The sequence below is a fragment of the Pseudomonas sp. LBUM1671 genome (genome assembly GCF_059695685.1).
In genome coordinates, this window is sequence record NZ_CP166782.1 from 3418180 (window position 1) to 3433644 (window position 15465).

The 15465-nt window shown below is 58.9% G+C and carries 8 protein-coding genes; 4 read left to right on the forward strand and 4 right to left on the reverse strand.

Annotated elements, in window-relative coordinates; all coding sequences use genetic code 11:
• Nucleotides 1–25 precede the first annotated feature (25 nt).
• Complete coding sequence (locus ACA060_RS15635) at nt 26–1060, reverse strand: acyltransferase family protein (protein ID WP_497311696.1); 1035 nt, start codon at nt 1058–1060, stop codon at nt 26–28.
• A 184-nt stretch (nt 1061–1244) separates the two neighbouring features.
• Nucleotides 1245–3530 carry a fatty acid cis/trans isomerase gene (locus tag ACA060_RS15640; RefSeq protein ID WP_497311697.1) on the reverse strand — a complete coding sequence of 762 codons (2286 nt, stop codon included), beginning with the start codon at nt 3528–3530 and terminating at the stop codon, nt 1245–1247.
• A gap of 155 nt (nt 3531–3685) precedes the next feature.
• Here ACA060_RS15640 and metH point away from each other — a divergent pair, with 155 nt between their 5' ends.
• Both metH and ACA060_RS15650 read left to right on the forward strand, forming a co-directional pair.
• The gene (gene metH / locus ACA060_RS15645; protein ID WP_497311698.1) at nt 3686–7396 is read left to right on the forward strand and encodes a methionine synthase; all 3711 of its coding nucleotides are present in this window, start codon (nt 3686–3688) and stop codon (nt 7394–7396) included.
• Between the two features lie 176 nt (nt 7397–7572).
• On the forward strand, nt 7573–7791 hold the full coding sequence (locus ACA060_RS15650) for a DUF2970 domain-containing protein (protein WP_497311699.1): 219 nt from the start codon (nt 7573–7575) through the stop codon (nt 7789–7791).
• On the opposite strand, the gene ACA060_RS15655 is transcribed toward ACA060_RS15650, so the two are convergent.
• Nucleotides 7788–8861, reverse strand: a complete 1074-nt coding sequence (locus tag ACA060_RS15655) for an ABC transporter substrate-binding protein (protein ID WP_497311700.1) — start codon at nt 8859–8861, stop codon at nt 7788–7790. The genes ACA060_RS15650 and ACA060_RS15655 overlap by 4 nt on opposite strands.
• Before the next feature lie 522 nt (nt 8862–9383).
• Here ACA060_RS15655 and ACA060_RS15660 point away from each other — a divergent pair.
• On the forward strand, nt 9384–11042 hold the full coding sequence (locus tag ACA060_RS15660) for a nitrite/sulfite reductase (RefSeq protein WP_497311701.1): 1659 nt from the start codon (nt 9384–9386) through the stop codon (nt 11040–11042).
• On the forward strand, nt 11026–11520 hold the full coding sequence (locus ACA060_RS15665) for a DUF934 domain-containing protein (RefSeq protein ID WP_497311702.1): 495 nt from the start codon (nt 11026–11028) through the stop codon (nt 11518–11520). Before ACA060_RS15660 ends, ACA060_RS15665 begins: the two co-directional genes overlap by 17 nt.
• A 42-nt stretch (nt 11521–11562) precedes the next feature.
• Here the strand turns inward: ACA060_RS15665 and ACA060_RS15670 are convergent, their stop codons facing one another.
• Nucleotides 11563–15405: a dermonecrotic toxin domain-containing protein gene (locus ACA060_RS15670; protein WP_497311703.1), complete on the reverse strand. Its 3843-nt coding sequence runs from the start codon at nt 15403–15405 to the stop codon at nt 11563–11565.
• Between the last annotated feature and the right edge of the window lie 60 nt (nt 15406–15465).

The following is a 15465-nucleotide window of genomic DNA, read 5'->3' on the forward strand; positions in this document are numbered from 1 at the left end:
GCCAATCATCGCGCCGTACAAAGTCCTAGTATTTTTGTCGGGAAAGAGCCGGGACAGCGTTGCTTGCCGATTCGCCGTCAATCCAGCCTTTAAGCCACCGATAGCTGCTTTTTTCCACAAATTCGTAACTTGCCCAGGAGGCCACGCCGATGGTCAGCACGCAAACAGCGAACATCACGTAGGGATTTACCCCATAACGCTGTGCGACAAAACCACCAGCAGACAGCACCAGCACATGCATCAGGTACACCGAGTAAGAACAATCGCCGAGCACCTTGAACAACCGGGTGTTCTCGAAAAAGCGTTCCAGCGCCATACACGCCATCACCAACACCGCACTGGGCACGCCCCAGGCCAGGAAACGCGGCTGCGGCGCCAGGTTATAAATCGCCAGCAAGGCGCCGCCAATCCCCAGCAAGGGCAGCCAGAAACCGGGTTTGATCCAGCCGCGCCGGTAAATCATGCCGATGGCGATCCCCAGCAGAAACTCATAAACAATGTCCGAATGGTAGAACTCGCTGATCCAGCCATATCCGGTCCAGGCCTGACACACCGCAAACAACAGCGCGCCAACAATCAGCAGCCGAACCTGCAAGCGAAACAGCAATGCCCAGGCAAACAGCACGTAGAAGAGCATTTCGTAATTCAGCGTCCAGCCGACATTAAGCGTCGGATAAATCCCGTAGCCGCCGGGGTTTTCCGTGGGAATGAACAACAGCGACAGCAGGAAATGCGACCAGTCGATCGTCTGATCCGGCAATACAGGCTGTGCGAACACGACCACCAGCGCCATCAGCACCGTGTACAGCCAGTACGCCGGAACGATGCGAAACAGTCGATACAGAAGAAAACGCCCGGGCGGCAGCGATTTGCCTTCGGTGGACAGGAAAATCACCAGCCCGCTGATGACAAAGAAGATATCAACGCCCACCGCGCCCTTATCGATGAACATTTGCCCCACCGGACCTCGGGCCTGGAAGTCGAAAAAAATCTGCATGAAGTGGTGGCAGACCACCGTCCAGGCCGCGACGGCGCGCAGTGCCTGTACTGAAATCAACATGGTGGCCCTCCGATCGCTAATCTCCAAACCACCACACATCCCCTGTGGGAGCGAGCCTGCTCGCGATAGCGGAGTGTCAGTCGATATTGATTTGCCTGATACACCGCTATCGCGAGCAGGCTCGCTCCCACAAGGGATTGGCGGTGCCTATGAAATCCGACACCTGCCCACCCTTAAAGGTCGATCAAAGATTCTCGTACCGGTTCATGTCCAGCACGCCCTCTTCCACCGGCTCGGTTTCGTGGATATAGCGACTCAGGTCATGGAAGTAGAACCAGAACTGCGGATGGCTGCGGCGAATGCCCCAGCGCTCGACGATTTTTTCGAAACGGTGCGCGTCCTTGGCGCTTTCCATCGCATCGACGAACGCCGGCACCTGATCGGCCGGAATGTTGAACATGAAATTCGGATAGCTGCTGAGCACGCCCGGAAAAATCGTCACGGTGTCGAGCCCTGGCTGATAACGCCGCGACTCACCGAGCAGGAACGCCACATTGCTATGAGCGCGGTTGCGCAACAGGCTGTAGACCTCACGCTTGCCGCTCGCCGTCTCGATGCGCAGCATGGTCGCCTCCGGCAACTGATCGATGACCTTCAAACCCGCCGCCGGGCGTGACGTCAGGCGACTCAAGGCCTGCTCGGCACTCTGCAATGCCGGGTCGATGTTCGGCCGCGAGCAGTAAGCGCCATCGCAGCGGTTGATCGGATCGGGCCTGGCATTGAGTTCGCCGTAACGGGTCAACAACTGCATCGCGAAGTCGCGTTTGGGATCTTTCTCATCCAGTTTCAGCGCCGTTGGCGTGTCGTTGTCGATGGCTTCGTAATCCAGCCACATCTTGAATTGGCCGCCGGCCTGATACCAATCGTTGAGGTAATCGTCCCGTGAATCGGCCGGCATCAGGCGCAGAAAATTCTGCTCTGCGCCGTTGCGGATCAGGTCGAAATACAGGCGCGTCTGCGCTTGGTGCGACACGTTGCCGAACACGTCGAAGTTGACCGCCAACTGATAATACGTGCGCTCCAACAGCGGGAAGTCAAACAGCCAGAGGGTTTGCGGCACGTCGCCGATCAGGCCCTTGTTCACCGAAGCACTGTCGAAATGCCGAAAGATGCTCAGCAACGCGTTGTCATTGCCCGCCCACAAGGTCGACCAGCTCGGTGCCGGCAATTGCGCGTAATTGTCCCGACGCAGCGCTTCGTACTCGTTGCGTTTGTTGCGGTAGTCATGCCACAGGCTCAGGACGCTGCCCACATCGTCGTTCTGCCCCGGCATCGCCAGCAACGGCGTGGCCTGGCCGCGGTAGTTCGGGTCGGTGATGTAGAGGTCGTGTTCCGGCGCCTGGAACAGTGCCCAGAAGTGATCACGGATCACGTCGGTAGCAATCTGGCCACGGCAGACCGGCCCACGAATGAAGGTGCGCACAAAGTATTCGGCGTTATCGAGCATGAACTGATAACGCGCCTGCGCCGGGATCGCTTCGAAAGTGGTGAACGGATTGGCCCGGCGTTCCGGACCGTACCCCGGCAAGGCGTTGACCTGCCATTGACCGTTGTAAAACAGGCTTTTGATCCGCGCCATCTTCGCTGCGCTCAGCGGATAGGTGATGTGGGTCTTGTGCACGATTACGCCTTGCACCGGCCACAAGCGGTAATACACCTGGGTGCCCGGATCGTCGTTCGGGCGCCGGGTATTGATCAGATCGATCGGCTGGCCAGTCGGGGTTCGCGAACGGACCCACTGGAAGAAGTGCCCCGGCTCGCCGTCCTTGAAATAGAGATGAGCGAGGAACCAATGCTCGAATAACCAGCGGCCGACCAGGCTTTGTCTGGCACCCGGCGAATTGAGCAGATTTTCCCACTGCACCACCTGTAACGCTTCTTTCGCTGAAGGCACCAGGCCTTGCTCATCAATGGGCGCGCCGGAGGCCAGCCAGCGTTGCAGCGTCTGGTATTGCTGGTCGGTCAGGCCGGTGACCGCCAGCGGCATGCCTTCTTTCGGATGGGTGCTGGCGTAGCCGCCGAACTCCGCCGGCATGGCGCACATGTTTTCCCGGTTCAAGCCCAGGACGATGTCTTGCGGCAACTTGGCATTGGGTTGCAGCGGGGTTGTGTGGCCCAGCTCCAGCATTCGCGCCATCAAAGCAGCCTGGCTGCCTTGGGCGTCAAGGACCGAATAGAAGCCCTTCTGCTGCCAGGCGCGTTTACCGAACGCGTCATAAAACAACCGGGTCGGCGCGGCGGCCTGGCTGCGTTCGCCATCGTAGACCGGGGATTTGGTCGCGCCACGCGCCACCCCTTCACCGCTGCCCAGATTGAGCTGACAGGCGGAGTCGTAGCAGGCATGGCAGGCCACGCACTTTTCGGTGAAGATCGGTTGGATATCCTGCGTGTAGGAAATCGCCGGACCTTGCGCAACGGCACCCCAGCTTAAAAGCAGCATAAAAATGCTGGTGATGACGCGATACGACATGTCCCTGGTCCTGATCCTGAAAAAACGCCGCGATTCTACCGGGCCAGCACGCGCCCCAACATGAGCGATATTCATGCAAAACCGGGACATGCTCTAAAACCGCACAGGTTTGCTATTATCCCGGCCCTTCGTCATGGTCTTTTCGAGTAGTCCCAATGTCCGATCGCAGTGTTCGCCTTCAAGCTCTCAAGCACGCCCTCAAAGAGCGCATCCTGATTCTCGATGGCGGCATGGGCACGATGATCCAGAGCTACAAGCTCGAAGAGCAGGATTACCGGGGCAAACGCTTCGCCGACTGGCCGAGCGACGTCAAGGGCAACAACGACCTGCTGGTGCTGACCCGCCCTGACGTGATTGGCGGCATCGAGAAAGCCTACCTGGATGCCGGCGCCGACATTCTGGAAACCAACACCTTTAACGCCACCCGGATTTCCATGGCCGATTACGGCATGGAAGAGCTGGCCTACGAACTGAACGTAGAAGGTGCCCGCCTGGCGCGCAAGGTCGCCGATGCGAAAACCCTGGAGAACCCGGACAAGCCGCGCTTCGTTGCCGGCGTCCTCGGCCCGACCAGCCGCACCTGCTCGCTGTCGCCGGACGTGAACAACCCCGGCTATCGCAACGTGACCTTCGATGAACTGGTGGAAAACTACACCGAGGCCACCAAAGGCCTGATCGAAGGTGGCGCCGACCTGATCCTGATCGAAACCATTTTCGACACACTGAACGCCAAAGCGGCGATCTTCGCGGTGCAAGGGGTGTTCGAAGAGCTGGGCGTCGAACTGCCGATCATGATCTCCGGCACCATCACCGACGCCTCCGGCCGCACCCTGTCCGGCCAGACCACCGAAGCGTTCTGGAACTCGGTGGCCCACGCCAAGCCAATCTCGGTCGGCCTGAACTGCGCCCTCGGTGCCAGTGAGTTGCGTCCGTACCTGGAAGAGCTGTCGAACAAGGCCGGCACCCACGTTTCGGCGCACCCGAATGCCGGTCTGCCGAACGAATTCGGTGAGTACGACGAACTGCCGTCGGAAACCGCCAAGGTCATCGAAGAGTTCGCCCAGAGCGGCTTCCTCAACATCGTCGGCGGCTGCTGCGGCACCACGCCGGGTCACATCGAAGCCATCGCCAACGCCGTGGCCGGTTATGCGCCACGTGTTATTCCGGAAATCCCGAAGGCTTGCCGCCTCTCCGGTCTGGAACCGTTCACCATCGATCGCAGTTCGTTGTTCGTCAACGTCGGCGAGCGCACCAACATCACTGGTTCCGCCAAGTTCGCCCGGCTGATCCGTGAAGACAATTACACCGAAGCGCTGGAAGTCGCCTTGCAACAGGTTGAAGCCGGCGCCCAGATCATCGACATCAACATGGACGAGGGGATGCTCGATTCGAAGAAGGCCATGGTGACCTTCCTCAATCTGATTGCCGGTGAACCGGACATCTCCCGCGTGCCGATCATGATCGACTCCTCGAAGTGGGAAGTGATCGAAGCCGGCCTGAAATGCATCCAGGGCAAGGGCATCGTCAACTCGATCAGCATGAAAGAAGGCGTCGAGCAATTCATTCACCACGCCAAACTGTGCAAGCGCTACGGTGCCGCAGTCGTCGTGATGGCATTCGACGAGGCTGGTCAGGCCGACACCGAAGCGCGCAAGAAAGAAATCTGCAAACGCTCCTACGACATTCTGGTCAACGAAGTCGGCTTCCCGCCGGAAGACATCATCTTCGACCCGAACATCTTTGCCGTGGCCACCGGCATTGAAGAACACAACAACTACGCCGTGGACTTCATCAACGCCTGCGCCTACATCCGCGACGAGCTGCCGTACGCGCTGACCTCGGGCGGCGTTTCCAACGTGTCGTTCTCGTTCCGTGGCAACAACCCGGTGCGCGAGGCGATCCACTCGGTGTTCCTGCTGTACGCGATCCGCAACGGCCTGACCATGGGCATCGTCAACGCCGGCCAGCTGGAGATCTACGACCAGATCCCGGCCGAGCTGCGCGATGCGGTTGAAGACGTAGTACTCAACCGCACTCCGAACGGCACTGACGCCCTCCTCGCCATTGCCGACAAGTACAAGGGCGACGGCAGCGTCAAGGAAGCCGAGACCGAAGAGTGGCGCAACTGGGACGTCAACAAGCGTCTGGAGCATGCGCTGGTCAAGGGCATCACCACGCACATCGTTGAAGACACCGAAGAATCGCGCCAGTCGTTCGCCCGCCCGATCGAAGTGATCGAAGGCCCGCTGATGTCCGGCATGAACATCGTCGGCGACCTGTTCGGTGCCGGCAAAATGTTCCTGCCGCAAGTAGTGAAATCCGCCCGTGTGATGAAGCAAGCCGTAGCCCACTTGATCCCGTTCATCGAGCTGGAAAAAGGTGACAAGCCGCAAGCCAAGGGCAAGATCCTGATGGCTACGGTGAAGGGCGACGTGCACGACATCGGCAAGAACATCGTTGGCGTGGTGCTGGGTTGTAACGGCTACGACATCGTCGACCTCGGCGTGATGGTCCCGGCCGAGAAGATCCTGCAGGTTGCCAAGGAGCAGAAGTGCGACATCATCGGCCTGTCCGGTCTGATCACGCCTTCGCTGGATGAAATGGTCCACGTCGCCCGTGAGATGCAGCGCCAGGACTTCCATTTACCCCTGATGATCGGTGGCGCGACCACTTCCAAGGCGCACACGGCGGTGAAGATCGAGCCGAAGTACAGCAACGATGCGGTGATCTACGTCACCGACGCCTCCCGCGCCGTGGGCGTGGCGACGCAGTTGCTGTCCAAGGAATTGAAACCGGCGTTTGTCGAGAAGACCCGCCTGGAATACATCGACGTTCGCGAGCGCACCGCCAACCGCAGCGCCCGCACCGAACGCCTAAGCTACCCGGCCGCCATCGCCAAGAAGCCGCAGTTCGACTGGAGCGCCTATGAGCCGGTCAAACCGACCTTTACCGGATCGCGTGTGCTGGACAACATTGATCTGAAGGTGCTGGCCGAGTACATCGACTGGACGCCGTTCTTTATCTCCTGGGACCTGGCCGGCAAGTTCCCGCGCATCCTCACGGATGAAGTGGTCGGTGAGGCCGCTACCGCCCTGTACGCCGATGCCCAGGAAATGCTCGCCAAACTGATCGACGAAAAACTCATCAGCGCCCGCGCAGTGTTCGGCTTCTGGCCAGCCAACCAGGTGCGCGACGACGACATCGAAGTCTATGGCGATGACGGCAAGCCATTGGCCAAGCTGCATCACCTGCGTCAGCAAATCATCAAGACCGACGGCAAGCCAAACTTCTCCCTCGCCGACTTCGTCGCGCCGAAGGACAGCGAAATCACCGACTACGTAGGTGGCTTCATCACCACCGCCGGCATCGGTGCAGAAGAAGTGGCCAAGGCCTATCAAGACGCTGGCGACGATTACAACTCAATCATGGTCAAGGCTCTGGCCGACCGTTTGGCCGAGGCCTGCGCCGAATGGCTGCACCAGCAAGTGCGTAAAGACTACTGGGGTTACGCCAAGGATGAGACGCTCGACAACGAGGCGCTGATCAAAGAGCAATACACCGGCATCCGCCCTGCTCCCGGCTATCCGGCCTGCCCGGATCACACCGAGAAAAGCACCCTGTTTGCCTTGCTCGACCCTGAAGCCAGCGAAATGCAGGCTGGCCGCAGCGGTGTGTTCCTCACCGAACACTACGCAATGTTCCCGGCAGCGGCGGTCAGCGGCTGGTACTTCGCTCACCCGCAGGCGCAGTATTTTGCGGTAGGCAAGATCGACAAAGACCAGGTGCAGAGCTACACGTCGCGTAAAGGGCAGGAGTTGAGCGTGACTGAGCGGTGGCTGGCACCGAACCTCGGTTACGACAACTAACCCTTAAGCCAGTGAAGATCTACTGTGGGAGCTAGCCTGCTAGCGAAGGGGTCATAACATTCAACACTTTCGTTGACTGTCACGCCGCCATCGCTAGCAGGCTAGCTCCCACATTTGGTTTGTGCATGCCATGGATTGTCTATGCTTAGCTCTCACACATAAGTGACGAGGGATTTATGGACGATCCAGTCGACAACAAACCACCGAGCTTCTGGCAGATGCTGCACAGCGTCTTGGCGGCCGCGTTCGGGGTGCAGAGCGGGAAGAACCGGGCGCGGGATTTCACCCACGGCAAGCCGAGTCATTTCGTGATTCTGGGGATTCTGTTCACGGCGGTGTTTGCCCTGACGCTGTTTGGCATCGTGCAATTGGTGGTGCATCTGGCGGGACGTTAGTGCATCAGGGTTTTCAGGCTGAACGGATAGCGATAGGACGTCGGCCGCCCCTTGGCCGACAAGCGACGGAAGTTCACCCCATAATTCGGCGATGCGCCCATGGCCAGCAACCGCTTGGCCTGGGCCTTGTCGATCAATTGCAGTAACGGAATCAGCCGGTCGCGCCCGCCGTACTGGTCCAGGTCCACACCCTTTTCATGGTCATGCAACTCCACGAGCGCCCAACCGCCCAACGTGAAGTGTCCGCCCAACAATACGCTCAAGCGCCCGTCAACCATCGCCTGCAACGCGGCGGGCGACGCGTTCACTCCGCTGAACAACGCATCTTTGCCGGGCACTCCACCCGTCTCCGAATACGCCTGCATGGCGCCAAACGCCATTTCGTCATTGGCCGACCACACCAGCGAGACCTTCGGATAACGCCGGAACAGCAATTTGGCTTGTTCATAGGCCCGGCCCTGGGTCCAGCCGCCGTAAACCAGTTGGCGCAAACGCACTTCAGGGTGCTCGGCCAAGGCGCGCATCATGCCTTGCTCGCGCAACTGCGCCGACGGTGTGATCTTCAAGCCGGAAAACGCCAGTAGCTCGATGACCTCGCCGGGCGCTACCGGGGGATGCTGGCGGATCAGATCCTTGAGCATCAGGTAACCGCCCTCCTCGTCGTTCGGCACCAGGCTGCCCAATCGATCGGAGCGTTCGCCCAACAGACTCAGCTGGTTGGCCGTCAGCGCAGCGTTGACCGTGAACAGTTTGACCCCGCTGCCTTGGGCCAGACGCAAAATTTGCGGAGCGACATACTGTTCGTTGACGAACACCAGATAGTCCGGACGATCAGGACCTTGCAGCGCAAGACGGGCTTGCGCCACGGTGAGTTCGGGCATGCGTTGGGAATAGAGAATCCGCAGATCGATGCCCAGATCCGTGGCAGCCGCCTGCATAAATTGCGAATAGCTGACCCAGAAGGTTTCATCCGTCTTCCCGGGATTCAGGAACAACACCGATTCCGCATGCGCAACAGGGCCGTAAGCCGCGCCAAGCATCAGCAAGAAGGTGTAGAAAAACTTCAACATTAACGTCCGAGCCCCCGAAATTTCGCCGCGCATTATAGCCAGCGAAGCCCCGGAAAACGGTGTTTATTCCGGCTTTTGTCCGACAATCGTCGGAACCGGGCCCGGACGGGGTCGGTTATTGATGGCTGACCCAAAATACCGCAGTGCCCACGACCAGGATGATCAGGAACAGAATCGCCCAGGCATCGACCGTGCTGTCAGGCTTTGTCGCTTTGGTAGGGTTGCTCATTGCATCGCCTCTTGTCGGTTTTATCGGTGATTGCATAAAGACTCGACCACAGTAAAGACGACGATTGCCCGCACGACAAATACGGGTTTATCAATAACGGCTCTCGTTAGTCGTTTTGGTTCTTTACATATACTCAAACATCACTTTTGCGCATAACTGCAAACTGGTATCTTGCCCCGGCTCCGTAGGGAGTGCGCGGCCGTGCGCGCAGAATTGCCGAGGCAGTACCGGAGACCTCCAGGCGAAAAAACGCAACGGGATCCGACCGGCCCAAGCCTGAGAACAGGACTTATATGTACGTATATGACGAGTACGATCAGCGGATCATCGAGGACCGCGTCAAGCAGTTCCGTGATCAGACCCGACGCTATCTGGCAGGCGAGCTGAGCGAAGAAGAATTCCGCCCCCTGCGCCTGCAAAACGGGCTTTATATCCAACGCTTCGCGCCGATGTTGCGGGTGGCGGTGCCTTACGGCCAACTGACTTCGCGCCAGACGCGAATGATGGCCAAGATCGCCCGCGACTACGACAAGGGCTATGCCCACATCAGCACCCGGCAGAACGTGCAGTTCAACTGGCCGGCGCTGGAAGACATCCCGGACATTCTCGCTGAGCTAGCCACCGTGCAGATGCACGCGATCCAGACCAGCGGCAACTGCCTGCGCAACGTCACCACCGACCAGTTCGCCGGTGTCGCGGCCGATGAGCTGATCGACCCGCGCCCATGGTGCGAGATCGTTCGCCAGTGGACCACGTTCCACCCTGAATTCGCTTACTTGCCGCGCAAGTTCAAGATCGCCATCAACGGTTCGACCTCCGACCGTGCTGCCATCGAAGTCCATGACATCGGCCTTGAGCCGGTGCACAACGCCGCTGGCGAACTGGGTTTCCGTGTGCTGGTCGGTGGTGGCCTCGGCCGTACGCCGGTGGTGGGCGCGTTCATCAATGAATTCCTGCCGTGGCAAGACCTGTTGAGCTACCTCGACGCCATCCTGCGGGTCTACAACCGCTATGGCCGTCGTGACAACAAGTACAAGGCGCGGATCAAGATTCTGGTGAAGGCCCTGACGCCTGAAGTCTTCGCGCAGAAAGTCGACGCGGAAATGGAACACCTTCGCGGTGGCCAGACCACGCTGACCGAAGCCGAAGTGCATCGCGTCGCCAAACACTTCGTCGATCCGGACTACAAGGCCCTGGACAACCAGGCAGCCGAACTGGCCGAGCTCGACAAACAACATCCGGGCTTCGCCCGCTGGCGCACCCGCAACACCCTGGCCCACAAGAAGCCGGGTTATGTGGCAGTGACCCTGTCCCTGAAGCCGACCGGCGTTGCGCCGGGCGACATCACCGACAAGCAGCTGGACGCCGTCGCCGACCTGGCCGATCGCTACAGCTTCGGTCAACTGCGCACCTCCCACGAACAGAACATCATTCTGGCCGACGTTGAACAGACCCAACTGTTCGCGATGTGGGGCGAGTTGCGCGAGCAAGGTTTCGCCACGCCGAACATCGGCTTGCTGACCGATATCATCTGCTGCCCCGGCGGCGATTTCTGCTCGCTGGCCAACGCCAAGTCGATCCCGATCGCGGAGTCGATCCAGCGTCGTTTCGAAGACCTGGACTACCTGTTCGACATCGGCGAGCTGGACCTGAACATCTCCGGCTGCATGAACGCCTGTGGTCACCACCACGTCGGCCACATCGGTATCCTCGGGGTGGACAAGAAAGGCGAAGAGTTCTATCAGGTATCCCTCGGTGGCAGCGCCAGCCGCGATGCCAGCCTGGGCAAGATCCTCGGCCCGTCCTTCGCCCAGGAAGCCATGCCTGATGTGATCGAGAAGCTGATCAACGTGTACATCGAGCAACGTACCGAAGACGAGCGTTTCATCGACACTTATCAGCGTATTGGCATCGACCTCTTCAAGGAGCGCGTCTATGCAGCGAATCATTAAGAACAACGAAGTCGTCGACGAAACCTGGCACTTGCTGCCCAAGGACTTCAACATCGACGAGATCAGCAACTGCGACGACCTGATCGTCCCGCTGACGCTATGGCGTGAACACAGTCGCATGCTCAAGGCCCGCGATGGCGGCTTGGGCGTGTGGCTGGATGCCGATGAAGAAGCCGAAGAAATCGGTGACGACGTCGATCAGTTCCAGGTGATTGCCCTGAATTTCCCGGCCTTCACCGATGGTCGCAACTACTCCAACGCCCGTCTGCTGCGTGACCGCTACGGCTTCAAAGGCGAACTGCGGGCGATCGGCGATGTGCTGCGCGACCAGTTGTTCTACATGCACCGCTGCGGTTTCGACGCATTTGCCATTCGCGCCGATAAAGACCCGTACGAAGCCCTTGAAGGCCTCAAGGACTTCTCGGTGACCTATCAGGCCGCCACCGACGAACCGCTGCCGCTGTTCCGTCGCCGCTGATCGTCACACCTTGAACCCCATCCGGGGTTCAAGGTTCTCCCTTTACTGCGCGTCTATCGGAAACGGCTGCCCCATGGCCACCCAGTCCCGATAAAGCCGGGCACGGTCTTCAAGTGCCGTGAACAGCGTAAACGGGTTTTGCGGATCGACCTGAGCCGCTTCAATTTCCTGAACCAGTCGTGTCCACAGCGCTTCTGACGCATCGGCGTCGCCGAGAAGTTGCCACACCCTCGCCTGAAGCGACAGATAGTCAACCCGGAAATCCGCCGTCAGGCTCAGTCCATCCACTATTCTCAAGAACCGTTCGCCATGGGGCCGGGCTGCGAGTCTCTGCCACGTCAATACTCGGGCTTCCCGTTGCCCGTTATTGCCTTCGCGCAACCACTCGATGGGGTTGCCGTAATTGGGGCCGGGCTCGCTCAACCACAGGTTGATTCCTGTTCGCCGCCGGTGGCCCATGATACGCAACAGGGTGTCCTCGTCCGTTAACTGATTACCCTGCAGCAGCACGCGATCCCTGGCGATAGCTTGATTCAGCACCGGCTGGGGAACCCGGTTTATCCAGTTATTGCGTAGATCCAGGCTCTCCAGATAAGGCAGGTCCATAATCCCGATCGGGCAAGTACTGATCCGGGTATTTCTCAAGTCGAGCCAACGCAAGTCGTTCATCCCCAACACCAAAGGCGGGACACCCAATGGGTTGTCGCTCAGAACCAGAGTGCGTAAACCGGTCAGATCAGTCAGTTGAGAAGCCGAGTGTTCACTGAAAGTCAGGTTTGTCGACCTGAGATTCAGCGTAGTGAGATGCCGCATCTGATTGATTGCAGGAGGCATGGCGCGTTGCGCGTCCCCGCCCGGGTTGAAGTGACTCAGGTCGACACTTTCCAGATTCAGCCCTTCAAGATTTGGAAAACTCTCTAGAAACCCGTTCAGGCTTTCCTCTTCGGTCAGGTGGAAGCCGCGCATCGATAATTCGAGAACGTTATTGAACCGAACATTCAAATCAGGCAATCGGTGGTAATTCTCGAAGTCGAGATCCAGCTTGACGCCGCGTATCTGATTCCCTGCCGGGAGAACATCCTGCGGCGGTCTGCGCTGTTGCCAAATGTCGACCAACTGCTCCGCCAACTCATTTCGAATGGCACGTTCGTTTTGTATTTCAATCTGTTCCGGCTGAGCGTTATAGGCTTCGATTTGGGCAGCGTTCAGTCCCGCCGCTGCGGGATCATTCGCGTTCAGAAAATCGATATCCATGTCATGGACGTCGTCCTCCACCTGATTTACCCAGGCGGTCAGGTCGGTGTCGAGTTGCTGCAGCTGTTGCTTCAACCACTCAATGTGAGTCTGTGCGTTTACGCCTTCCCGTTGCAGAACAACATCCGCCTGGGCATCGGTGAACTCCGGATAGACCTCTTTGAGTTGCAGCCGCATCATCTGGTGCGTCAGCGCCTCGGACTGGGGCGTTGACGGAAAGCCGCCGCCTCTGAGTCCCTGCGGCTCGAAGGGTAACCGGGCGTCCATTCTCCCGAGGCCGAGTCTGAATTCTGACCGGGGTAATGCCTGATCACTGATTTTCAGCCGCAATTCACTGGCCGGATCAAGCGATACCAAATGCAACGCTGAACGCTCGTCTTCTGACAGCACACCCAGCAGCGCTTGGTAGAAGTCAGTCTGCATGCCGTGATGCAGGTAGTGATCGCTGGTCTTGATCAGGTGTCGGACGTTCGTTGCGTCAAGTGGACCGCTGCGGTCCAGCACTCTTCCGATGGCGGTTTGATCGAGCACATCGATCCGAAGGCTTTTCGGCCAACCGGGCAGATTCTGGAGTGAGTGCAAAGCCAGTGTGTCCGACTCCGGATTAACGACGGAACGAAGATATAGGCTTTCATAGGCTCGATTGAGCCGCACATGCTGCTGGTATTGCCGTGCCTTGCCGTCCAGGCGTGCGAACACTTGCCTGACCTCCGTCACGTTGGGCGCCGCTTGGATATTCACGCCGTAGCGGTCGAGCATTTGTTCAATGGCGTTTTTGGGCAGTCCCGGATATTCGCGTTGAAACAGCCGAACCCACTCATGCTCCGAGTGTTGAAGCGCTGCGTAACGGCTGTTGAACGGCTCGGCTGCGCCGCCCGGACCAAGATCCTGATCGATCTTGAAGCGACTGATGGTGTCAGCCAGCAGAGGCGTCGGTGGATGCCCTGTCTGCATCAGCCGCAACATATCGTCGTCTATCGCGCTGACTTTGCCGATCTGTGCCAGGACGTCATCACTGAAAGACGCCACGGACGGGCCGATGCCGCGGATCAGCTCGACCCGTGTCGGCAGTGCCAGGCTCGTTGGGTGTGGCGCTGAGGCAACGGATATTTCCGTCGCAGGTCTCACACCTTCTTCTGAATGGGCGACCGCAGTTTCACCCTTCAGCGCCACCTCAGCGGCTATCGGCAGCGCATTCAGCAAACCGAACACGGTGCGCGTCACGCCTTCCGACCGTTCGTGCGGTGTTTCACCGTTTACTGCCTGATCAAGACCGTAACCGGCGTCAATAAGCCCGGCCAGCGCCAATACGCCTTCGCCTCCCGGAACGAACAACGCCAAGGGCCCGAACCGGCTGATCCACTGCACCACCGGCTCGACCACCGCACTTAAATTGTCACGATTGACCTGTGCATCGGTACGAATGCTTTTGATACTGGCGCGGGCGGCCTGCTTCATGGTCAGCACCAGTTGCGCAAACGGATCGGTCGCCGATGGGGGATCGTCGTAGCCAATGTAATCGGCGGGGCACCAGTAACCATCGTTATTGAAAAAACCGGCGTTGTTGGTCAACCGGTGTATCGCGGGATATTGCGCCATGCCGTCCAATGCCGTCAGCACGCCCGCATGAAACGTACCGTCCTCGCGATCCTCTTCGGCAAAATGGGCGGCCAACGCCTGCTTTGTCTCGCTGAGGTTGCCCTGCGCGACAACCCATTGGTGCAGTTGAGTGGCATCGGTGAATTCGTGCATCGGTGAAGAGTTACCGGGGATGTACAACAGCACTCGGGTACTGGCAATGTCACGGAACGCCCAGATATCCGTTGCGGTGTAACGGTACAGCTTCAAACGCCCGGCCCTGACGGACAATGGGGTGCACGTCGCTGCTTGCAGTTGTTCGATGGTTGTAGTTTCCCATGCCTGACCGGGCGGCAAGCCAGCCGCTTGCATCGCGAGTTCAAGTCCTTTTTGAGACAGGCATCGTTCCTTGAACTGCAACCAGGCCGTCATTACGAACGCAGCTTTGACCGATGTCCTCAAGGCGTACGGTCTGGACGCCATGAGCAGCTCGTCAGAAGGCCAGGCCTGATCAAGATAGGCCTCGTATACGCGCTTGAAGTCCAGCTCCCAGATCCATTTCTTGAAGTCGGCCGGCCTCAGTTTCAATTGTGAGGCGGGACCGTAAGTCTGCGGAGTTGTTTGCCGATAGATGCCTTCATAGGTTTCGTGATTGCCGCTGCCGTGATCGGCGAACTCGTCGACATGCTCGACAATCCGCACCGTCGGTCCAACGTCTGGCGGTGTGTACAGACCAAAGGCGGTCTCGGCAAAACGCCCGTCTCCAACCGTCTGATAATTTGAAAGCAGCGCTTGCAGCAGCGACAGCGAGCTCGCCACCTGGCCCTGCTGGAAACCGTTCTCCTCTGGGTGGCCCTTGTAGTGATAATCGAGGGTGACCATCAGCGTCGTCTGCGGGTCAATGTCCTGCCCCCATTTTTCCTTGATCAGGCGTTCGCCCCATTGGCCGGGCGTTTGTGGAATGGCGATGTCCAGAGCAGCTTTCAGTTCGTCGCGCATTCGCAGCGACGGGGCCGGATGAGGGTTGGCAACGTGGTGAGGGAGATCATTCATGGCGCAATCCATTGCAGTCAATTCAGGTCTGTCACCCTACCCGACCTGACTCCCCACGAA